This window comes from Catellatospora coxensis, assembly GCF_016862635.1.
Lineage (GTDB): Bacteria > Actinomycetota > Actinomycetes > Mycobacteriales > Micromonosporaceae > Catellatospora > Catellatospora coxensis.
The window spans coordinates 1-21,240 of sequence record NZ_BONI01000113.1 but is presented as its reverse complement, the minus strand read 5'-3'; the positions used below and the strand labels follow the sequence as shown (position 1 = coordinate 21,240).

The 21,240-nt window shown below is 71.4% G+C and carries 17 protein-coding genes; 5 read left to right on the top strand and 12 right to left on the bottom strand.

What is annotated here, in order from left to right:
* Positions 1-686: 686 nt before the first annotated feature.
* Both Cco03nite_RS38880 and Cco03nite_RS38875 read right to left on the bottom strand, forming a co-directional pair.
* Complete coding sequence (locus Cco03nite_RS38880; RefSeq protein ID WP_203699043.1) at positions 687-1,652, bottom strand: YihY/virulence factor BrkB family protein; 966 nt, start codon at positions 1,650-1,652, stop codon at positions 687-689.
* A 59-nt stretch (positions 1,653-1,711) separates the two neighbouring features.
* The gene (locus Cco03nite_RS38875; protein ID WP_203699042.1) at positions 1,712-2,791 is read right to left on the bottom strand and encodes an AI-2E family transporter; all 1,080 of its coding nucleotides are present in this window, start codon (positions 2,789-2,791) and stop codon (positions 1,712-1,714) included.
* Positions 2,792-2,920: 129 nt separating this feature from the next.
* Here Cco03nite_RS38875 and Cco03nite_RS38870 point away from each other — a divergent pair, with 129 nt between their 5' ends.
* Both Cco03nite_RS38870 and Cco03nite_RS38865 read left to right on the top strand, forming a co-directional pair.
* Entirely contained in the window at positions 2,921-3,724 is an 804-nt protein-coding gene (locus Cco03nite_RS38870; RefSeq protein WP_203699041.1) for a methyltransferase domain-containing protein, read from the top strand.
* A 43-nt stretch (positions 3,725-3,767) separates the two neighbouring features.
* Entirely contained in the window at positions 3,768-3,977 is a 210-nt protein-coding gene (locus Cco03nite_RS38865; protein WP_203699040.1) for a hypothetical protein, read from the top strand.
* 165 nt (positions 3,978-4,142) lie between these two features.
* Here Cco03nite_RS38865 and Cco03nite_RS38860 read toward each other — a convergent pair whose 3' ends face one another.
* From Cco03nite_RS38860 to Cco03nite_RS38840, 5 genes are all read right to left on the bottom strand, one after another.
* The gene (locus tag Cco03nite_RS38860) at positions 4,143-4,997 is read right to left on the bottom strand and encodes a VOC family protein (protein WP_239168012.1); all 855 of its coding nucleotides are present in this window, start codon (positions 4,995-4,997) and stop codon (positions 4,143-4,145) included.
* Between the two features lie 511 nt (positions 4,998-5,508).
* The gene (locus tag Cco03nite_RS38855; RefSeq protein WP_239168011.1) at positions 5,509-8,337 is read right to left on the bottom strand and encodes an AfsR/SARP family transcriptional regulator; all 2,829 of its coding nucleotides are present in this window, start codon (positions 8,335-8,337) and stop codon (positions 5,509-5,511) included.
* A gap of 302 nt (positions 8,338-8,639) precedes the next feature.
* Positions 8,640-9,248 (bottom strand): DUF305 domain-containing protein, encoded by a 609-nt coding sequence (locus tag Cco03nite_RS38850; protein ID WP_203699039.1) that lies wholly within the window; start codon positions 9,246-9,248, stop codon positions 8,640-8,642.
* Positions 9,249-9,325: 77 nt separating this feature from the next.
* Entirely contained in the window at positions 9,326-9,865 is a 540-nt protein-coding gene (locus tag Cco03nite_RS38845; RefSeq protein WP_203699038.1) for a hypothetical protein, read from the bottom strand.
* Positions 9,866-9,927: 62 nt separating this feature from the next.
* On the bottom strand, positions 9,928-10,674 hold the full coding sequence (locus tag Cco03nite_RS38840) for a class I SAM-dependent methyltransferase (protein ID WP_203699037.1): 747 nt from the start codon (positions 10,672-10,674) through the stop codon (positions 9,928-9,930).
* A 290-nt stretch (positions 10,675-10,964) separates the two neighbouring features.
* Here Cco03nite_RS38840 and argS point away from each other — a divergent pair, with 290 nt between their 5' ends.
* The gene (argS, locus tag Cco03nite_RS38835) at positions 10,965-12,686 is read left to right on the top strand and encodes an arginine--tRNA ligase (protein ID WP_203699036.1); all 1,722 of its coding nucleotides are present in this window, start codon (positions 10,965-10,967) and stop codon (positions 12,684-12,686) included.
* Between the two features lie 42 nt (positions 12,687-12,728).
* Positions 12,729-12,896 (top strand): hypothetical protein, encoded by a 168-nt coding sequence (locus Cco03nite_RS38830; protein ID WP_203699035.1) that lies wholly within the window; start codon positions 12,729-12,731, stop codon positions 12,894-12,896.
* Positions 12,897-12,910: 14 nt separating this feature from the next.
* Here the strand turns inward: Cco03nite_RS38830 and Cco03nite_RS38825 are convergent, their stop codons facing one another.
* From Cco03nite_RS38825 to Cco03nite_RS38815, 3 genes are all read right to left on the bottom strand, one after another.
* Positions 12,911-13,684, bottom strand: coding sequence for a SigB/SigF/SigG family RNA polymerase sigma factor (locus tag Cco03nite_RS38825; protein ID WP_239168010.1), 774 nt, complete (start codon positions 13,682-13,684; stop codon positions 12,911-12,913).
* Between the two features lie 207 nt (positions 13,685-13,891).
* On the bottom strand, positions 13,892-14,611 hold the full coding sequence (locus Cco03nite_RS38820; protein WP_203699033.1) for an ATP-binding protein: 720 nt from the start codon (positions 14,609-14,611) through the stop codon (positions 13,892-13,894).
* Between the two features lie 89 nt (positions 14,612-14,700).
* Entirely contained in the window at positions 14,701-15,015 is a 315-nt protein-coding gene (locus Cco03nite_RS38815; protein WP_203699032.1) for an STAS domain-containing protein, read from the bottom strand.
* 143 nt (positions 15,016-15,158) lie between these two features.
* Here Cco03nite_RS38815 and Cco03nite_RS38810 point away from each other — a divergent pair, with 143 nt between their 5' ends.
* On the top strand, positions 15,159-17,507 hold the full coding sequence (locus tag Cco03nite_RS38810; RefSeq protein ID WP_203699031.1) for a SpoIIE family protein phosphatase: 2,349 nt from the start codon (positions 15,159-15,161) through the stop codon (positions 17,505-17,507).
* A 110-nt stretch (positions 17,508-17,617) separates the two neighbouring features.
* Here the strand turns inward: Cco03nite_RS38810 and Cco03nite_RS38805 are convergent, their stop codons facing one another.
* Complete coding sequence (locus Cco03nite_RS38805; RefSeq protein ID WP_373314434.1) at positions 17,618-18,190, bottom strand: response regulator; 573 nt, start codon at positions 18,188-18,190, stop codon at positions 17,618-17,620.
* Between the two features lie 111 nt (positions 18,191-18,301).
* On the bottom strand, positions 18,302-21,240 hold a 2,939-nt coding region (locus Cco03nite_RS38800), incomplete at its 5' end, for a HAMP domain-containing protein (RefSeq protein ID WP_203699030.1).

Below are 21,240 nucleotides of genomic sequence, written 5' to 3'. Positions count from 1 at the left end.
GTACAACCGCGCCAAGGCCCGCAACTGGTCCTCATCAGCCTCCGGCCACGACTCACCCGTCACGATCAGGAAGAACTGCCGCACCCAATCCGGCACCTGCATACCCACGACTCACCACCGGCCGCTCACGCCGACGGCCGCCGCGCGCGGGCCACGGCCGCTCCGGACAGCTGTCCCGGTAGACCCGCACGCGGTCACCCGCGGGGTGACGCCGACAGCTTCGACCTGACTTCCCTGAGCCGCCGTCGCGACGTTCGCCGCACAGTGCCGGAGCGCACCTGCCGCCCCAGGCGTCTGCCCATCGGAGCAGACGGCCACCGCAGGTCGACTGAAACCTGCAGGCCAACCCGCCACCGCGACAGTTGCACGCGCCATATCCCCAATACGGTGTCGGCAGGGGCCGAAGTTCAACGAGTACGCATCGTTAACAACACCGGAACAGCCCGCAACATCGGCGGCATGCGGGAAACCGTTCATCGCGGCAGCCAGCTCCACCTTTCGACGGCTGTGCGACGCCCGGAATATCCGCGCCGGTTGCGCACGCCGGCGACCTGACCGCGACACGCCCCACGTCGTGGCGGACGTCGGCACGATGCTGAGCGAGCTGTTCGAGGCACTGCCGACGGCGCCCCGGCGGGTGCTGCAGTGGACGGTGCCGCCTAGTTGTGCCCTTGCTCCGGAAGCCGTTAAGAAGATGCCCTTCCTTCTGCTGGGTCGGGTGGATCGCGGAGTTCGACGTAGGGTTCCTCGGCGGGGGGATGGCCTTCGGCGATGGCGCGGGCGCGGTGCAGTTCGGCGTCGAATTCGGCGCCGAGCAGCAGTGCGGCGTTGCTGATCCAGAGCCAGATGAGGAAGACGATGATGCCGGCCAGGCTCCCGTAGATCTTGTTGTAGGAGCCGAAGTTCGCCGCGTACAGGGCGAAGCCTGCGGAGGCGGCCAGCCAGATGAGCACGGCGAGCACGCTGCCGGGGGAGATCCAGCGCCAGCCGCCCTGCCGGGCGTTGGGCGAGGCCCAGTAGAGCAGCGCGAAGATCAGCGCGATCACGGCGATGACCAGGGGCCATTTCGCGATGTCCCAGATGCGCACGACACCGGCGCCCAGGTGCAGGAACTCGCCGGTGCGGGCGGCGACGGGGCCGGTGAAGACGAGCGCGACGGCGACGACGGAGATGGCCAGGGCGCACACGACGGTGACGCCGAGCCGGATCGGCAGCGTCTTCCACATCGGCCTGCCCTCGGGCACGTCGTAGATGGCGTTGCTGGCGCGCATGAACCCGGACACGTAGCTGGAGGCCGACCACAGCGCGAGCAGGACGCCGAGCACGGCGACCAGGCCGGCCGTGGCGCCGCGGCCGCGCTGCAGTTCGGTGAGGGCGTTGTCGAGCACGTCCCGTACGGCGCCGGGCGCGTACGCGCCGACCTCGGCCGAGGCGCGCCGGGCAGTGTCGGCGCCGGTCAGGCCGAGCAGTGCGACGAGCACGAGGATGCCCGGGAACAGCGACATCACCGCGCGGTAGGTCAGCGCGGCGGCCCAGTCGCTCAGGTTGTCGTCCTGGTATTCCTTGACGGTGCGCTTGAGCACGCCCCACCAGTCGCGGCGGGTGAACTCCGTCGGGCCCTGCGGGACCTGCCTGGCGCTGGACGATGACATGGCGTTCTCCTGCGGTGTCGGTGCCGATCGCCGTGGCCGGACCCGCCACGTCGATCGCATCACGGGTGCGTACCCCGATCGCCGGGATCCGAACCGTCGGCGGGCTCGGGAAGGTGCTCGGGTGGCAGGGGTCTGCGCAGCTCGACCAGCACCGTCTTGACGGTGGCGGCGATCGGGATGGCCATCAGCGCGCCGATCAGGCCGAGCAGTCCGGCGCCGAGCAGGCTGGCGAGCAGGACCGCGAGCGCGGGCATGTCCAGGCTCTGCTTCATCACCTTCGGCACGATCACGTAGTTCTCGATCTGCTGGTAGATCAGCAGCCAGATCACGATGCCGACGGCGGCGGGCCACAGCCCGGACGTGATGGCCGCGACCAGCCCGCAGACCGCGGTCCCCAGGGTGGCGCCGACCAGCGGGATCAGGTCGGTGACGGCGACGATCAGCGCGAGCGGCAGCGCGAACGGGATGCCCAGCACCAGCAGTCCGACGTACGCGACGACGCCGGCGATCAGTGAGATCAGCAGGTTTCCGATCATGTACGAGCCGACCTTGTCGACGACCACGTCGACGATGCGGCGGGTGCGCTCCCGCTGCCGGTCCGGGGCCATCAGTTGGACGCGGCGGCGCAGGCGCGGCATGTCCGCGAGGAAGTACAGCGACAGCACGAGCACGGTCAGCGCGGCGGCGAGCACGCCGAGGAAGGTGCGGAACAGGCTGAGCAGGCTGGTGCCGACGCGTTCGGGAATCGTGGCGGCCAGTTCGTTGAGCCGGTCGCCGAGCCCGTAGCGGGCGCTGAGCTCGCGGAAGGCACGCGAGCGGTCGTCGAGTTCCTGGATCTGGCCGGGCAGGTCGGCGGTGAGCTGCCCGGCCTGGCGTGCCAGCGGCGGCCCGATCCCGAGGATCAGCAGGCCGAGCAGCAGCATCAGGGCGAGCAGGATGACGGTGACCGCGTACGGGCGGTGGACGTGGTGGCGGACCAGCCAGCGGACTGCCGGGTCGAGGCTGACCGCGACGAACAGCGACACGAGCACCAGCACCAGGATCCCGCGTACGGACCAGACGGCGGCCAGCACCACACCCACCAGCGCGACGCCGCACGACGCGGCGACCGCCCAGCGGAAGAGATCGGCCGCACCCATTCGATGCCCGTTCCCCACCGAACATACGTTCCCTGACCTGCCCCTTTTCCAAACATGTTCAATATACGGGATTGTTCTCCTATATACCGGGAATCGATCTCTAGGATCTCCTGGTAGGAGGGATCGACCATGACGACGTACACGCACGGACACCACGAGACGGTGCTGGTGTCACACCGCTGGCGCACCGCGGCCAACTCCGCCGCGTACCTGCTCCCCCACCTGCGGCCGGGCCGGACGGTCCTGGACGTGGGCTGCGGGCCGGGCACCATCACCGCCGACCTGGCCGACGCGGTCGCCCCGGCCCGGCTCACCGCCCTGGAACTGACCGAGGACGCGCTCGGGCTGGCCCGCGCCGAGATCGCCGCCCGCGGCACCGCCAACGTCGACTTCCTGGTCGCCGACGTGCAGGCCCTCGACCTGCCCGACGGCTCGTTCGACGTGGTCCACGCCCACCAGGTGCTGCAGCACCTGACCGACCCGGTCGGCGCGCTGCGCGAGATGGGCCGGGTCTGCCGGCCCGGCGGGGTCGTCGCCGCTCGCGACGGCGACTACGCCGCGTTCACCTGGTATCCGCTGATCCCGGCCCTCGACGAGTGGCTGGCGCTGTACCGGCGGATCGCCCGGGGCAACGGCGGCGAACCCGACGCCGGGCGGCGGCTGCACTCGTGGGCGCGGGCGGCCGGGTTCACCGACGTCACCGCGACCGCGAGCGTCTGGTGCTACGCCTCCCCCGACGAGCGCGCCTGGTGGGGCGGCATGTGGGCGGAGCGGGTGGTGCACTCGGCGCTGGCCGGGCAGGCCGTCGCGCAGGGCTACGCCACCGAGGCCGACCTGCGCCGCATGGCCGACGGCTGGCGGGAGTGGGTGGCCGCCGAGGACGGCTGGTTCGCGGTCCCGCACGGCGAGATCATCTGCCACGTCCAGCCGTAGCGCCACCACCGGGCCAGGCCTGTCGACGTTCTTCTCGGCGGGCGTGTCGATCACCGCACCGATCCGCGACGGCCTGGTTCACGGCAGCGCTTGGATCGACGCCTACCAGGACAGCATCCCGGGCTCCGGACTGCCCGCCGGCAGCCCGGAAGAAGCCCTCGACTGCGCCTGCGGCCTCTACCTCAACGACCCGACCGCCTGGGCGGGCAGATCCGCCGGAGAGCTGGTGCGGTCGACAACGACAGACGAGTGAAGGAGAGCAACGCGGGTACGACCACCTCGAAGACGTCACGGGGATACACGGACGAACGTCTGCGTCCGCCAGGCGTGGCCGTACCCGCCCTACTTGTCACGTGTGGCCGCGACTGCAGGCACCCAGTCCACGCCGAGAGCCTGGACGGCCACACCAGACCGCTGCTCAGTTGGTCGGTCTGGCCAAATGGCGCTCCTTCGCCTGCGCGAAGGTCTGTTTCACCGGGTTCAACACCTGGACAAATTCGAGTTGTTCTCCCTCGGGCCCCTTGCAGTAAATCAACGACCAACCGTTCGACATGCCCTCACGGATCTTGATGGTGTTAGAGCTGCGCGGCGCTGCCTGACGCTGCCTCTCGGTGCGAACGGTTACCACGCGGTTGGCCTTGACCTGGGTCATGCCGCGTCGGGCGCTCTCGGCCTCGAGATCGGCAATGAATTCGTCGAAATCGACGTCGTCACGGACGTAGAAGCAGATGTGCATCGAACGCGGGTAAGCAGGGCTCATGCGGTCGCGTGGCGCCGCGAAGCTTTCGCCGTTGCCCTGCGGCTGGTCGGAGTCGCGGTACTGCAGCAACTCGATCACGACATTGTCGAACTGGACAAAGCGGACGTCCAGGCGCTGCGCCCCATTGAGGAGATCGGGAATTCCGAGCTCTGTCGGCTTGATATTCCGCTCGGCGGCGAGGATCTCCTGATCCGTCAGCAGAGTGTTGTGGATTGCTGGGCCCTGAAAATCGCCATCTCGCATCACCTCGGTGCCACCGAGAACCGCCGTGTAGAACTCGAACGCGCGGTCCATGTTCTGAACGGTCAGCCCGAAGTGCTGCACCCCCTGCAGCCGAGCACCGATGCTGCCGCTATTGCCCGACGCCGCGGCCGGAGCGGAGGCCGCTGCGGCTTTGGTGCCGGACTCGTCGCCCGGGGAACAACCACTCATGGCGGAGAGGGCGGCAGTCGCGCCGACCGCCCGAATAAGACCCCGGCGGGAAAGCCAGAGGTGATCTTGCTTCTCGTGCACGTGAATCCTCCAATAATCGACGACGGTGCTTACGTTCCGTTCAATCGCTCGATACCGAAACACCCTAGAATCCGCGAGTTGACGGATTGTGGATGCCGCACGCGCACGCCGCCGGAGCCCTCGAGCGCCCAGGCCCGCAGCCCCGAACGCTGCCCGGCCAGGCGAGACGGTGGCGCAGCTGTGCGGATGCCTGCCGAGGTGTTCAGTTGAGGTCAAGTAGCTATTCAGTACCTCTACCTACTGACTTTCACGGATCAGGGTCATCACCCACCTGGCGATCGCGGTCCACACGGCACAGCCCGGCACGGCCGGGCAGCACACCCGCAGCCCGACAGCGTTCCCCGGAGGGCAGGGAAACCGCGACCGCATCCTTCAGCTCCCGCGAACCGATGCCCATCGCCCCGCGGCTTCGATTCGCTGCGCCGGAGCAACTACCGCAGCTTCCGTGCTCGCCCAGCAGATGGCGAGAAAGTCTTGGCAGAGCCCGTAACGCGGCCGCCCAGACGGCGTCCTAGCCGTGCCGGGCGAGCAGTTCTGCGAGCTGCGCGAGGTCGGCTCGCAGGCGCTCGGGTCCGCCGTCCTGGAAGGTGCCCATCAGCTCGACGGCGCGGTCGAACGCCTGCCGCGCGCCTGCCACGTCACCGGTCGACAGCAGCAGCTTCGACAGATCCCGGTGCACCGCAACCTGCACCGGTCCAGGCGCCGCCACGTCGCCCAACCGGACCGCTGTGGTGTATTCCTCGATCGCCTCATCGACTCGGCCCATGCCCGCGAGGCCCTGCGCGAGCATGTGTCGGGTCATCGCTTCCTCGGCCCACTGGTCGATGTCGAGGCAGATGGCGAGCGCCTGCCGCGACGCGTGTACCGCCTCCTCGAACCGCTGAAGCTCGGAGAGCGACTGACCTAGACCTAAATAGCCGCCGAGTTCGATGTGACGCTCTCCGTGGAGGCGGCCGAGAGCCACCGCCGCCCGGGCGTGTTCCAGCGCCACCTCGTGGTCGCCGAGCGAGGTGTAGACCGTCTGGAGGTTGTTCTGCACCGTGCCCTGCTCGTTGCGCATGCCGTGCTCGGTGTAGTGCCGCAGCGCGGTGTGCAGCAGGTCGAGGGCTTCGTCGTACGCGCCCGAGTACCAGCGCGGACCGGCGAGGCTCCGGCACAGGTGCGCCTCGCCGACCGCGTCACCCTGTTCGCGGGCGGCGCGCAGTGCCGTGCGGACGACGTCCTCCCAGTCCCGGAACATGCCCGCAGCCTCCAGGAACTGCGGCATGGCCAGGGCCAGCCGCCAAGGGACGACACCGTGGTCACCCTCGGCCGCGACGTGAACCGCCTCGAACAGAACGTCACGGTGACGATCGAACCACCGATGGGCTTCGCCCATCGACCCCGGCTGCTCGGCGACCACGCCGTCCGGCGGGGGTGGCGGCGGCGGCATCCCGCGATAGGCCTTCAGTTCCGATTGGGCGTTCAGGACACTGTGCAGGTAGTGCTGCAGGAGCCGGCCGATCGCCGCGGCCCGCACGGCGGGTGGTTCGGTGTCCCGGAACACTTCCTCCGCGTACGCCTTGACCAGGACGTGTGAGCTGAACCGGCCGAGTTCGTCCTCCGTCATCAGCGCGCCCTCGGCCAGCTCCGCCAGAGTGTGCGAGGTGCGCCGCAACTCCCATCCGGACAGGCTCGCGGCCGCCTCGGCCGTGATGCCGGGGGTCAGCGCGACCGACAGCAGCCGGAACAGCCGCGCCGCGTCGGGACTGAGCTGCCGGTACGACCACGCGAACGTCGTACGCGGATCACGCACCCCCCGCCCGCCCGGAAACGCCGCCAGCCGCTGGGCGCCGTCGCGCAGCTCCTCGGCGACCGACGCCAGCGACAGCCGCGGACGGGCACTGAGCCGGGCGCCCAGGATCGCCAGCGCCAGCGGCAGCCGCCCGCACAGCTCGACGATCGCGTCAAGGGACTCGGTGTCGGCACCGGTGACCCGGTCGGCGTGCGCGAGCCGCCGTTCGAGCATCTCCCGGGCGACCTGCCGGTCCGGCAGGTCGACCCGCACCAGGCGGGCGCCGCCGAGCACGGCCAGACCCACCTGCGGCAGACGACTGGTCACCAGCACCAGACTCCCGGCCGAGCCCGGCAGCAGCGGGTGGACCTGCGACTGGTCACGGACGTTGTCCAGCAGCACCAGGATCCGCTTACCCGCCGTACGGCTGCGGTAGGCGCCCATCAGCGCCTCCAGCGACTCCGGTGCGTCGGCACCGCGCAGCCCCAGCGCGTACAGCAGGGACCGCAGGGCTTCGACGACCGGGACGCCCTCTCCGTCCTCCTCGTGGCCCTGCAGGTCCAGGTAGAGTTGACCGTCGGTGAACTGCCCGGCGACACGGTGCGCGAAGTGCGCGGCCAGTGTCGACTTGCCCACCCCGCCCATGCCGTCCATCGCGATCACCAGGGGGCCGGTCCGGTCGGTCGTCGCGGCCACGAGGTCGTCGAGCACCGCCAGTTCCGGCCGGCGTCCCACGAACAACGGAAGATCGGGCGGCAGCTGGGCCGGGACAGGAGCGGAGGGTACGGTGGGCGGCGCCACAGATGGGGTGACCTCGATCGGGGTCAGCACCCGCAGGTACGCCTCGCTCAGCTCGCGTCCCGGGTCGACACCGAGCTCGTCGGCGAGACGTTCACGGATCGACTGATACACCGCCAGTCCTTCGGCCTGGCGATCTGCGCCGGCCAGCGCCGCCATCAGAGCCGCGTGCACGGGTTCGTGGAGCGGGAACATTCCCGCCGCCAGCCGCAGCGGCGCGAGCACCTCTCCCGGACGGCCTCCGGCCACCGCGACAGCGGCGGCATCGACCGCCGCGTCGACGAACCGGCCGTCGATGCCGGCGAAGACGGCGGCAGCCTTCGCGTTGTCCGCCAGGCCGCCGCCCGCCGGGCCGTGACACAGCTGCAGGGCATCGCCGTACCGGTCGAGCGCCTCGCCGGTCCGCCCAGCGGCGGCCGCCGCTTTCGCCGCCGTGACGAACCGGCCGAACGCCGCCAGGTCGAGCACGTCGGGGCCGGCCGCCAGCCGGTACCCGTTGCCCTGCCGGGCCAGGTACGACCCGGGTGACCGCGGCGCGACGTCTGGTTCCAGCACCCGGCGCAGTGCACCGATGTACTTATGGATGATGTTCACCGCGGTCGGCGGCGGGTCCGTCACCCAGATCAAGTCGACGAGCTCGCCCAGCCCGACCGGCTGGCCGTGCTGCGCCAGCAGCAGAGCCAGCAGGGCCCGCTGCTGCCCCGGACCGGCATCGACCTCGACACCACCCCGCCACACCCGCAACGGGCCCATGACCTGCAAGCGCAACCGAACATTCATCAGGCGCCCAGGCGGCGGTCGCGGTAGACCACGATGTGACGCTGGTGCTGCTCGGCGAACACCGTCCACGGAAGACCACTGATCACGATCTCAGCATGCCCGAGTTCCCGCAGGGAGAGAAACCCACTTCTCTCGCAGAGACATGACCGTCGAAGCCGGCCCGGCCGGTCCGGTGACGAGTCCCCCGTACTCGTCGGCCGGACCGGCCGTTGTTCGTCAGGACGGCGGCTCACCACCGCCGCTGTCGCTCTCCCACGGGTCCGCCTCGCCAGACGACACCCGTGCCCGGTTCACAGCCGGGCCAGCAGTGCCTTCATAGTGGCGATCTCGGCCTGCTGGGCCGCGATGATCTGCTGGGCCAGCTCCTTGGCCGCGGGGTTCGCGCCGCCGGCGAGCTCCTGCTGCGCCATCGTGATCGCGCCCTCGTGGTGGGCGATCATCAGCTCGCTGAACATGCGGTCGAACTCCCGGCCCGACGCGGCCTCCAGCGCGGCGAGCTGGGCGTCGCTCATCATGCCGGGCATGCCCTGGTGACCGCTCTCGTGACCGGGCATCGCCGTCGGCCGCTGCCAGGTCTGCAGCCAGCCGGTCATCGTGGCGATCTCCGGGTCCTGGGCCGCCCTGATCTGCTCGGCCAGCGCCTTGACCTCGGCGTCGGCCGCCCGGGTGGGCGCGAGCTGCGCCATGCGCACCGCCTGCTGGTGGTGCGGGATCATCGCCTGGGCGAAGGCCACGTCGGCGTCGTTGTACGCGCCGATCGACGAGCTCGCGGTCGCGCCGGGCGACGTGCCTGAGCCGTGGTCCATGCCGGAGTGGCCGCCGCAGCCGGCCAGGACGAGGGCGGTGACGGCTGCGGCGGCCGGCAGCAGGGCAGCGCGCAGCGAGATGTTCCTGAACATGATCGAATCGACCTCTCGGTGTCGGAAGAAGGGTGTACGGCAGGACCTGCCGCGCCGGTGGCGCGGCACCGAGGGTCCTAGTGCCGCATCACCGACACCGTGGCCAGGGTGAGACCGAGTCCGGGCACGGGCGGCCCGCGCGAGGCCGCGACCGCGCGCAACCGGGACAGCCCGGCGGGGGCGCGGCGGCACACCACACCCACCAGCCAGAACAGCAGCAGCAGCACCCCGAGGGCGGTCAGCACCGCCACGCACACGTCCCACCAGTCCATACCGGCGGTGTGCCGGGCGGGCGGCACGTGCAGCCGGGCGCAGTGGCCGCCGCCGCAGACGCCGCCGGCGACGGCTGCGACCGCAGCCGGATCAGCCTGTGCCATGGCTGCGGCCTGCATCATTGCTGCGGCCTGCATCATTGCTGCGGCCTGCGTCGTGCCGACGGCGGGCTCGATCCGAGCCGCCGTCGCGGCGATGTTCCCGTGTGCGGGCATAGGCGTCATGGCGGCGTGGGCCGCCGTGCCGTGGCCGAGGGTGTGCATGGCGGCGAGGCCGACCAGGGTGGCGAGCAGCAACAGCACCCGGGCCGCCCGGCCCGGTCGGGCCGTGCACAGCCGCCGCATGCCGTCACCGTATCCGATCCCCCGCGGGCGCGTGTACGCCTGCGGCCGATTGCCCGGCGCCCTCAGGCCGGGCGGTGGGCGACGAAGCAGTCCCGCGGAGTGCGGTCCTCGGTGGTCTGCTCGACGACGAGTTCGGCGATGAACCCGGCCTCGGCGAGCAGCTTCAGCCACACCTCGCGGGCGAACAGCCCGGTCCGGTGCGTCTCGTGCACGGTGCGCACGCCGCCGTCGGCCTCGCGCAGCAGGAACGCGTACTCGGTGACGGTCCAGGTGTCGGCGGGGTCGGGATCCCAGGACCATTCCAGGAAGCGCACGCCGCGACCGTCCGGTCCGTCGACGCCGCCGTGGCCGGCGCCGGGCGCCCAGGTCTGCGCCGTCTCGTCGGGCAGCAGCACCGCGACGCCGCCGGGGCGGCAGTGGGCGTACGCCGTCGCGATCGCCTGCCGCAGATCGTCCTCCCCGGTCATGTACGACACCGCGTCGTGCACGAACACCGCGTCGAAGGTTCGGCCCAGCCGCAGCGTGCGCATGTCGCCGACGTGGTGCTCGCAGTCCGGGTTCAGCCGCCGCGACACGTCGAGCATCTCCGGCGACAGGTCCGACAGCGTCATGGTGAACCGCCCGCGCAGGTGTGCGGCGTTGTGGCCGCCGCCGCTGCCCAGCTCCAGCACCTCGCGCACCGGGATCGACGCCGAGGCCAGCAGCCCGGCCGCGAACGCCGTCTCCTCGGCGTACTCCTCGACCGGCGAGATCAGCGGCCACCACCGGGCCAGCTCGCCGTAGAACCGGTATCGCGCCTCGTCGCCCATGCCGCCATGTTAAGAAGGCGCCCTTGCGCTACGCATATGGTTAACAGGGTGCCCTTGCTTTCCGGTAGGGTCGTGCGCGTGTTCCCTGCTGTGGTGTGCGCCGGCCTGTGTGGCCGTGTCGTCGTGCGCCGGCCGGGCCGCGTCGTCGTGATCGAGCGACGACGAATCGTGGCAGCTCGCTGACGCGTTTCCGCGTACGGCGCTGCCCTTCTCCGCATTCCCGGTGTGCCTGGCGCGACGCTGCCCGGGCACGCCCCTGCCCGCCATTCTTGTGAGAGAGCTGAGTTCACGTGACTGATCTGGAGAGTCTGCTCAACGACCGGTTGGCGGCCGCGTTCGCGGCGGTCGCGGGCGAGCCGGTGGACCCGGTGGTACGCCGCTCGCAGCACGCCGACTTCCAGGCCGACGGCGCGCTGCCGCTGGCCCGGCGGCTCGGCCGGGCCCCGCGCGACATCGCCGCCGACGCCCTGGGCCGCGCCGACCTGGCCGACCTGGTCGCCACCGCGGAGATCTCCGGACCGGGGTTCATCAACCTGAAGCTGCGCGACGACGCTTTGGCGGGGCTGGTCGGGGCGATGAGCGGCGACGAGCGGCTCGGCGTGCCGGCCGCGGGCGCGCCGGAGACCGTGATCATCGACTACTCGGCGCCGAACGTGGCCAAGGAGATGCACGTCGGGCACCTGCGCTCCACCGTGATCGGCGACGCCGCCGCCCGCACCCTGGACTGGCTCGGCCACGACATCCGGCGCGCCAACCACGTCGGCGACTGGGGCACCCCGTTCGGGATGCTCATCGAGCACCTGCTCGACCTGGGCGAGACCGAGGCCGCGCACGAGCTGTCGGTCGGCGACCTCAACGGCTTCTACCGGGCGGCGCGGGTCAAGTTCGACGCCGACCCGGCGTTCGCCGAGCGGTCCCGGCTGCGGGTGGTGGCGCTGCAGTCCGGCGACCCGACGACGCTGCGGCTGTGGCGGCTGCTGGTCGACGAGAGCGAGAAGTACTTCCTGGCCGTGTACGACAAGCTCGGCGTCACCCTGACCGCCGAGCACTTCTACGGCGAGTCGTACTACAACGACCTGCTCGCCCCCGTCGTCGACGCCCTGGACGGGCTGGGCCTGCTGCGCGAGAGCGACGGGGCGCTGTGCGTGTTCCCGCAGGGCTTCACCGGCCGCGACGGCGAACCGATGCCGATCATCGTGCGCAAACGCGACGGCGGCTACGGCTACGGCGCCACCGACCTGGCCGCGATCCGGCACCGCACCCAGGACCTCAAGGCCACCCGGCTGCTGTACGTCGTCGGCTCACCCCAGAGCCGGCACCTGGAGATGGTGTACCAGTCCGCCCGCGAGGCCGGCTGGCTGGCCGCGCCCGCCCGCGCCGAGCACATCGGCTTCGGGCAGGTGCTCGGCGCCGACGGCAAGAAGCTCGCCTCCCGGGCCGGGGACACCGTCAAACTCGTCGACCTGCTCGACGAGGCGGTGACCCGGGCCGCGGCGATCGTCGCGGAGAAGAACCCGGACCTGGACGCCGGCACCCAGGCCGAGGTCGCGCGCATGGTCGGCATCGGCGCGATCAAGTACGTCGACCTGTCCAGCGACCGGATCAAGGACTACAGCTTCAACTGGGACCGGATGCTGTCGTTCTCCGGCGACACCGGCGCGTACCTGCAGTACACCCACGCCCGGATCAACTCGATCTTCCGCAGGGGCGCGGTGAGCCCGGACCGCGCCGCCACGGTGCTGCTCGGCTCGCCCGCCGAGCGGGCGCTGGCGATGGAGCTGCTGGGCTTCGCCGCGGTCGTCGCCGACGCCGCCGAGACGCTGCAGTTCCACCGGCTCGCCGGCTACCTGCAGAACCTGGCCGGCGCGTACACCGCGTTCTACGACACCTGCCCGGTCCTCAAGGCCGAGGGCGCGGTGCGGGACAGCCGGCTGCTGCTGTGCGACCTGACCGCCCGGGTCATCGCGCAGGGCCTGGCCCTGCTCGGCATCGAGGCCCCCGAGCGCATGTGATCCGGGTGTGAGCCGAGGCGGTGTGGGGTAAGCAGGGTGGATATGAGCGAACCCAGGTTCACCCCGCCCGCCGAGGACTTCGAGCCGCCTCCGGAACTGGAGCCGCTGCCCGAGCCGGCCGAGGGCACCCCGCAGCCGCCCGACCGTGACCTGCCCGAGGAGTGGCCGCACGACGCGGGCACCACGGGACCGCCTCAGCCCGCAGGCTGAGGCGGTCCCGGCCGTCATCCGGCGTCGGTGGCGGTCAGCTCCTCCCGCAAGGCCTGGAAAGCCCGCGCCAGCAGCCGCGAGACGTGCATCTGGGAGACGCCGACCTGTTCGGCGATCTCCGACTGGGTCAGGTTGTCGACGAACCGCATCCGCAGGATGCGCTGGTCCCGCTCGGGCAGGGTGTCGATCGCCTGCCGCAGCGCCTCCCGCTCGGGCAGCGCCTCCAGGGTGTCGTCGTTCTCGCCCAGCAGGTCCTGGAGCTCGCCGTCGCCGTCGTCGCCGGTCGCGGGCGCGTTGAGCGAGCTGGCCGTGTACGCCGCGGCGCACTGCATGCCGCGCAGCACCTCCTGCTCGCTGACGCCCAGGTGCACGGCGATGTCCTCGGCGCTCGGCGTGCGCTGCAGGGACTGGCTCAGTTCCGGGATCGCCCGGCACACCGCCAGGTGCAGCTCCTGCAGGGACCGCTGCACGTGCAGGGTCCAGGTCCGGTCCCGGAAGTAGCGCTTGATCTCGCCCAGCATCGTCGGCATGACGTAGTTGGCGAACGGCACCCCGCGCTCGGGCTCGAACCGGTCCACGGCCTTGATCAGACCGATCGTGGCGACCTGGACGAGATCCTCGACGTCCTCGCCCCGGTTCCGGAACCGCATCGCCAGGCGGCGCGCCACCGGCGCGCACCCGCAGATGATCTCGTCACGGAGCCTGCCACGCCCGGTGTCGCCGTCGGGCAGGCGGTGCAGCAGCAGCAAAGCGTCCTCGAACCTCGCCAGCACCTCGACGGCGCTCACGGCGGACTTCGGGGACGAAACGGTAACGGTTCGCATCGTTTGTACCTGCCATCGCCTGCGCGCGTCACCCGTGCACCGCACGGGCCGGCAGGCTTCATCTGGCGGGTTCCGGCGCCCTGCTGCTAGAGCTCCGTACGCGGCCCGGTCACCCCGGCCGCGCTCTGCCGTTGCCTACGGCAGGACTCCCACTATACGCCGCAAGGCCCCTCAGGCGACCGCGGCGCGCCGCGGCTCGGCCACCGACGCCAGCGCCCACACGACCTTTCCGCCGCTGGTCAGCAGGCTGCCCCAATCGGTGGCCATCGCTGACACCAGCTCCAGGCCCGCGCCCCGGTCCTCCGGGCCGGGCTCGTGCGGCAGCCGCGGATCGCCGTCGCGGACCGCCACGATCACCCCCTCGCCCGCGCGCCGCAGCGTCAGCTCCATGTCGGTACGCGCATGCGTGACCACGTTCGCGGCCAGCTCGGACGCGAGCAGCTGCGCCAGCTGCCCCAGCCGCGGCAGCCCGAACGCCGCGCAGGCACGCTGCGCCAGGTCACGGGCACGCGCGCAGCTGGCCGGCGTGGGCGGCAGCGTCACCGACCGGCGCGGGCTGACCGGCAGCGCCTCGGCGGCCTTCTCGGCCAGGCCGACGTCGTCGTACACGGCCAGGCCCGGGTGCGCCACCGGCACCGGGCACGGCGGCGACGCGACCATGATCGGGATGCCGGGCCAGCGGGTGGCGCTGACCGCGGCCCGGTGCAGCCACGGCACCAGCCGCTCGTCGGCACACCGCGTGTCGGCCAGGTCGAGCACGACCGCCTCCGGCTGCGCGGCCAGGCAGTCGGCCAGCGTGACCCCGGCCTGGATGAGCGTGTCCTGGTCGAGAGTTCCGGCCATCGCGACGACCGCGAAGGGCTGCTGCCGCCGCACCTGGCACACCAGCATGGACATACTCCTCACGTGCCCCTCCGGCACGGCGGCCAAGCCTGCCCCGGCGAGAAAAGTCAAAAACGTCTGGATGGGCGGGGCGCGGCTCAGGCGGGCGGGGCCAGCAGCTTGCCGACACCGGTCACGTCGAGCACCTTGGCCACCCACTGCCGGGCGCCGGTCACGTAGAACCGGTGGCCGAGCTCGTTGGCCGACCGGTACGCGTCGAACAGCGCCCGCACCCCGGTCGAGTCGAGGAAACCCACCCCCTGCAGGTCCACGACCACCTCAGGGGACTGCTTGACCGCGTCGCACAGCTCGTCACGCAGGCTGCCCGCGGTCATCAGGTCGATCTCGCCACGGACTCTGACCACGATGCGGTCCGCGTCCACGACCCGTTCGACGCCGAAACCCCGGTCCATCCCGCTCCCTCCGCCACCTGAGACAGTTCCATTAACGCACGCCCGGCCCGGTTCGCACACCCGCCGTCCCAGCGGTCCCGCTCCTGCCGGACAATGCTGGGATCACCGTTTCGGCGCGGATCGCGATGGGCAGAGTACGAATCATGGCACGGCAAAGCTCGCCTCGGCCCGCAGAGGCAGACTGGGTCTCCCGCGTACAGCGGCTGGAGGCCGAACTCGCCGGCCTGCGCCGGGCGATGCGCACCCGCGGCCTCATCGAACAGGCCAAAGGCCTGCTCGCGGAGCGTCACGGCTGCGACCCGGAGACCGCGTTCGGCCGCCTGTCGGCGATGTCCCAGCAGCGCAACATCAGCGTCGTCGACCTGGCCGCCGACCTCGTCGGCGCGACCGTGCCCGACACCGCCGAGGCCCAGGACCCGCCCACACCCACCGCCCCGGCCCTGGACCTGCCCGGCCACAGCCCCGCCGAGCTGCGCACCGTCGTCGGCCTGGCCGACGACCCCGACCACACCCTGCCCCAGGACCAGGCCCGGGTGCTGCGCAAATGCCTGGCCGCGCTCGACGCCGCCCACGACTTCGCGGCCCTCGCCGACGCGCTGGTCACCATCGGGCTCGGCGGCCCGCCCGGCGCGGCCGCCGCGCTGTTCTCCGCCGAGACCGACGGCGCCGTGCGCCTGGTCGCCAGCCACGGCTGGCCCGCGCAGGTCGCCAGCGAATGGCAGCGCTCCCCCAGCTCCCTGAACACCACCGTCGGCGCCGCGGTGCGCACCGGCCGGCCCCTACTGCTCGACGGCCTGCGACCGCACGACTTCGTGCTGATCGGCCCCGGCCCCGCCCGCGCCGTCTACCCGCTGGCCGTCGGCGGCCACGTCGTCGGCGTGCTGTCGCTGATCTGGGCCGAGGCCCGCGAGTTCACCGCCACCGACCTCGCCTATCTGGACCGGCTCGCCGCCGGGACCGGCCGGGCCGTCCGGCGGCTGTGGCCCACCGCCGGCACCAGGGCGGCGTCCCTGCCGGTATGGCTGGCCGGCGCCCTCGACGTGATGGGCGGCCTCGGCCACCTGCTCACCCCGGTGCGCGACGAGCACGGCACGGTCACCGACTTCGTCATCGCCGCCGCCGGACCCGCGGTACGCGCCTCCGACGGCGACACCATCGGCCGGCTGCTGCTCGACGTCTACCCCCGGCTGCGCGTCAACGGCGTCTTCGACGCCTACGTCGCACTGCTCACCGACGACGTGCCCTTCGCCCGCCAGGCCGTCGTCGAGGACGCCCTCGTCAACGGCCGGCCCCGCCGCGTCATCCTCAACCGCCGCGCCGCCCGCGTCGGTGACGCCCTGCTCGCCTCCTGGGAACGCATCGACGCGACCGTCAGCAACGACGCCCGCATGGCACGCCTGGAGACGCTGAGCCGCTCCGGCTGGGCCGAATGGGACCTGCAGGCCGGCGACGCGGTCTGGTCCCCCGGCCTGTACGGGCTCGTCGGCCGCGACCAGGCGCACGGCCCGACCACACTGGACAAGTTCGGCTCGTTCTTCGCCGCCGCCGACCGCGGCCTGCTGCGCGAACTGCTCGCCGGACTCGCCCAGGGCCGGCCCGACCTGGCCCTGCTGCGGCTGCACACCACCCACGGCGTGGTGCCGGTACGCGTGTTCGCCGAAGCCGACCTCGCCGGCGACGACATCCGGCTGATCCGGCTGGTGCTGCACGACGTCAGCGAGCAGCACGCCGCCGAGGACCGCTGGACCCGCAGCGAGACCGTGTCGGCGGCCCGGCAGATCCAGCTCGCCGCCGAGCAGTCGCTGACCGCCAACCTCACCCGGCTGCTCTACCCCGGCCGCGACCTGGTGCTGCACACGACCGGCGCGGAGGTCACCGGCCGCCACTACGCCGCCACCGCACCGCGTACGCAGCTGCGCGGCGACTTCTGCGACGCCGAACGGCTCGACGACGGCTCGCTGCTGTTCGTCATCGGCGACGCGTTCGGCACCGGTCTGGTCGCCGCCGCCGCGGTGGTGCGGCTGCGGTTCCCGGTGGTGACCCTCGGCGCGGCCGGCACCGCACCCGCCGAGATCCTGCGCATCGTCAACGGCATGCTGATGGCGGCGCCCGACGGGCCGCTGTCCAGCCTGCTCATCGGGCACTACCAGCCCGCCGACCGGACCCTGCGCTGGGCGTCGGCGGGCCACCTTCAGCCGCTGCTGGTCCGCGACGGCGCCGCGACCGTCGTCGACGACCCGGCCGGGCCGCTGCTCGGCCTGCTCGACGGCCAGCGCTTCGACACCCACACGCTGCGCCTGCAGCCCGGCGACAGCTTCGTGTCGTTCACCGACGGGGTGCTGCACAAACGCAAACGCGACCCGCTGGCCGAGTTCGCGACCCGGGTCGCCGGCGCCAACCGCAAGGACGGCACGGCAGGCCTGTGGCAGCTCACCCCACCGGAACGCGACGACGAGGCGTGCCTGCTCGCCCTGGAGGTCTCCGCCGGCTGACCTGCCCGCGCCCACCCGCGATGATCGTCGGACTTGCCAGGCAGGTGGGCGAATACGCGCTCAAGACACACACGACCGCCGGGCAAGTCCGACGATCGTGCGGGAGCGGGTCAGCGGGCGCGGCGGGTCAGCGGCTCGGGGTCGTGCGGCAGGGCGGCGCGCAGCGCCTCGCGGGCCCGTTCGACGTTGTCCAGGCCCGGCTCCTCCAGCAGCCGCACCGCGTCATGGGCGGCCCCCGACAGCCGGGCCCACTGCTGGGCCTGCTGGCGCAGCTGCTGCGTCTTCACCCACAGGTCCACGAAGATCGCCACCTTCGCCCGCAGCACCCACGGATCGAACGGCTTGGTGAGGTAGTCGACCGCGCCCGCGGCATACCCGCGCAGCGCCAGCCGGGCGTCGCGGTCGGCCGCGGTCAGGAAGATGATCGGGATGTGCCGGGTGCGTTCCCGGCGCTTGATGTGCCCCGCCGTCTCGAACCCGTCCAGGCCCGGCATCTGCGCGTCCATCAGGATCACCGCGAAGTCCTCGACCAGCAGCCGCTTGAGCGCCGCCTCGCCGCTGCCGACCGCGACCGGCTCCACCGGCAGCCCCTGCAGCATCGCCTCCAACGCGATCAGGTTGTCCTGCCGGTCATCGACCAGGAGCACCTTCGCCGTCAAAAACCCCGCCTCGACCTCGCTCATGCCGCCTCCTCGCTGCGCTCGTCGGCGGCATCACCGAGCCCACTGACTCGCTCGCACAGCTCGCTCATGCCGTCTCCTCGCTGCGCTCGTCGGCGGCATCACCGAGCCCGCTCACGGTTTGTCCTCCTGCTGCCCGATCCAGCGCGCCATCAAACGCAGTAGTTCGTCCAGATCGACCGGCTTGGTGATGTAGTCGCTGGCGCCCGCGCCCAGGGCCGCCTCGCGGTCGCCCGGCATCGCCTTGGCGGTCAGGAACACCACCGGCAGCGCCGTCAGGTGCGGGTTGCGGCGGATGATCCGGGTCGTCTCGTAGCCGTCCTGCTCGGGCATCATGGCATCCATCAGCACGATGTCGATGTCCGGGTGCTCGGCCAGCAACTGGATGCCGTCGTTGCCGTTGTCGGCGTACAGCACCTGCATGCCGTGGTGCTCCAGAGCGCTGGCCAGGGCGAAGACGTTGCGCACGTCGTCGTCGACGATCAGCACGCGCGCGCCGTCCAGGGTGGACGACACCTCGTCGCCGAGCGCGTCGGTGGCGGGCCGGCTGATGATCGGCCGGGACACCGGCGTCGCGTAGTGCGCCTGCGCCGTCGGGCTCACCGGCACCGCCCCGACCGGGGCGCCCACCCCCGCCGGCACCGGCACCAGCGGCATCGTCGGCGCGGTCGTCGGCCCGGTCAGCATCCCGGGCAGGTACAGCGTGAACGTCGAACCCTGCCCCGGCGCGGAGGTGACGGTGATCGTGCCGCCGAGCAGCCGCGCCAGCTCGCGGCTGATCGACAGGCCCAGGCCGGTGCCGCCGTACTTGCGGCTGGTCGTCCCGTCGGCCTGCTGGAACTCGTCGAAGATCAGCGCCAGCTTGCTGGCCGAGATGCCGATCCCGGTGTCGTGGACAGCGAACATCACCACCTCACCGGACTGGCTCAGCGACGGCTCCTCGAACACCAGGTCGGCCGGCGCTGGCCCGATCTCCAGGTGCACGGTGCCCGAGTCGGTGAACTTGACCGCGTTCGACAGCAGGTTGCGCAGGATCTGCTGCAGGCGCTGCGCGTCGGTGATCATGCCGGCGGGCAGCTGCCCGGACAGGGTCAGGTCCAGCTCCAGGCGCTTCTCCTCGGCCTGCGGCCGGAACGCCTGCTCCACGTAGTCGCAGATGTCCTGGAACCGCACCTCGCCCGGCTCGACGTCCATCCGCCCGGCCTCGATCTTCGACAGGTCCAGGATGTCGTCGATCAGCGCCAGCAGGTCCGACCCGGCACTGTGGATGGTCCGCGCGAAGTCGATCTGCTTCGGGGTGAGGTTCGCCTCCGTGTTGTCGGCCAGCAGCCGCGACAGCAGCAGCAGCGAGTTCAGCGGCGTACGCAGCTCGTGGCTCATGTTGGCCAGGAACTCCGACTTGTACTGCGAAGCCGCCGACAGCTGCCGCGCCTTGTCCTCCAGACCGAGGCGCGCCAGCTCGATCTCCCGGTTCTTGATCTCGATGTTGCGGTTCTGCTCCGACAGCTGGGCCGCCTTCTCCTCCAGCTCGTTGTTGGTGCGCTGCAGCTCCACCGAGCGGTCGCGCAGCTCCTGCGCCAGCCGCTGCGACTGGGCCAGCAGCTCCTCGGTGCGCCGGTTGGCCAGGATCGTGTTCAGCGCGATGCCCAGCGTGCCCGCGAGCCGGTCCAGGAAGTCCAGGTGCAGCTCGGAGAACGGGGTGACGCTGCCGAACTCGATGACGCCCAGCGCCTCGCCCTCGAACACGATCGGCACCAGGATCAGGTCGGAGACCTTCGTGTCGGCGATGCCCGAGCGCACCGTCATCTTGGTGCGCCCCGATCCGACCCGGATGGTGCGCCGGTCCACGGCCGCCTGGCCGACCAGGCCCTCACCGGCGGCGTAGTGCGCCGAGCTGCCACCGCCCGCGTACCCGTAGGCGGCCGCGAGCTGCAGCCGTACGTCCTCACCGTCGGGTTCGGACAGGAAGAACGCGCCGATCTGCGCCTCGATCAGCGGCGTCACATCCGACATGATCATGCGGGAGACCTGCTCCAGGTCCCGCTGGCCCTGCAGCAGCTCACCGGCTCGGGCCAGGTTGGAGTCCAGCCAGCCCTGCTCGGCGTTCTTCTTCGTCGTGTCGCGCAGCGTCACGATCATCTGGTTGATGTTGTCCTTGAGCTCCGCGACCTCGCCCTGCGCCTCGACGGAGATGCGCTGGGTCATGTCGCCGCGGGTCACCGCCGTGGACACCTGGGCGATGGCCCGCAGCTGGGTGGTCAGCGTCGAGGCGAGCTGGTTGACGTTCTCGGTCAGATGCCGCCAGGTCCCCGACACGCCGCGCACCTGCGCCTGGCCGCCGAGCTTGCCCTCCGAACCCACCTCACGGGCCACGCGGGTGACCTCGTCGGCGAACGAGGAGAGCTGGTCGACCATCGTGTTGACGGTGTTCTTCAGCTCCAGGATCTCGCCGTGCGCGTCGACGGTGATCTTCTGCGACAGGTCGCCCTTGGCCACGGCCGTGGTCACCTGGGCGATGTTGCGGACCTGGCCGGTCAGGTTCGACGCCATGAAGTTCACGTTGTCGGTCAGGTCGCGCCAGGTGCCTGCGACCGCGGGCACCTGCGCCTGGCCGCCGAGCTTGCCCTCCGAACCCACCTCACGGGCGACACGGGTGACCTCGTCGGCGAACGCGGACAGCTGGTCCACCATCGTGTTGACGACGTCCTTGAGCTCCAGGATCTCGCCCTGCGCCGCCACCGCGATCTTCTGCGACAGGTCACCGCGGGCCACCGCCGTCGCGACCTGCGCGATGTTGCGGACCTGCGCGGTCAGGTTCGACGCCATGACGTTGACGTTGTCGGTCAGGTCCCGCCAGGTGCCCGACACGCCGCGCACCTGCGCCTGGCCGCCGAGCTTGCCCTCCGAACCCACCTCACGCGCCACGCGCGTCACCTCGTCGGCGAACGAGGAGAGCTGATCCACCATCGTGTTGACCGTCGACTTCAGCTCCAGGATCTCGCCCCGTGCATCAACGGTGATCTTCTGCGACAGGTCGCCCTGCGCCACGGCGG

What these genes read in the sequence shown, in the direction of transcription:
- Cco03nite_RS38830 (WP_203699035.1), top strand. Translation starts at nt 12,729, where the DNA reads ATGAGCGAACCCAGGTTCACCCCGCCCGCCGAGGACTTCGAGCCGCCT.
- Cco03nite_RS38840 (WP_203699037.1), bottom strand. Translation starts at nt 10,674, where the DNA reads ATGGGCGACGAGGCGCGATACCGGTTCTACGGCGAGCTGGCCCGGTGG.
- Cco03nite_RS38875 (WP_203699042.1), bottom strand. Translation starts at nt 2,791, where the DNA reads ATGGGTGCGGCCGATCTCTTCCGCTGGGCGGTCGCCGCGTCGTGCGGC.
- Cco03nite_RS38845 (WP_203699038.1), bottom strand. Translation starts at nt 9,865, where the DNA reads ATGCGGCGGCTGTGCACGGCCCGACCGGGCCGGGCGGCCCGGGTGCTG.
- Cco03nite_RS38880 (WP_203699043.1), bottom strand. Translation starts at nt 1,652, where the DNA reads ATGTCATCGTCCAGCGCCAGGCAGGTCCCGCAGGGCCCGACGGAGTTC.
- Cco03nite_RS38805 (WP_373314434.1), bottom strand. Translation starts at nt 18,190, where the DNA reads ATGAGCGAGGTCGAGGCGGGGTTTTTGACGGCGAAGGTGCTCCTGGTC.
- Cco03nite_RS38815 (WP_203699032.1), bottom strand. Translation starts at nt 15,015, where the DNA reads ATGGACCGGGGTTTCGGCGTCGAACGGGTCGTGGACGCGGACCGCATC.
- Cco03nite_RS38850 (WP_203699039.1), bottom strand. Translation starts at nt 9,248, where the DNA reads ATGTTCAGGAACATCTCGCTGCGCGCTGCCCTGCTGCCGGCCGCCGCA.
- Cco03nite_RS38820 (WP_203699033.1), bottom strand. Translation starts at nt 14,611, where the DNA reads ATGCTGGTGTGCCAGGTGCGGCGGCAGCAGCCCTTCGCGGTCGTCGCG.
- Cco03nite_RS38870 (WP_203699041.1), top strand. Translation starts at nt 2,921, where the DNA reads ATGACGACGTACACGCACGGACACCACGAGACGGTGCTGGTGTCACAC.
- Cco03nite_RS38810 (WP_203699031.1), top strand. Translation starts at nt 15,159, where the DNA reads ATGGCACGGCAAAGCTCGCCTCGGCCCGCAGAGGCAGACTGGGTCTCC.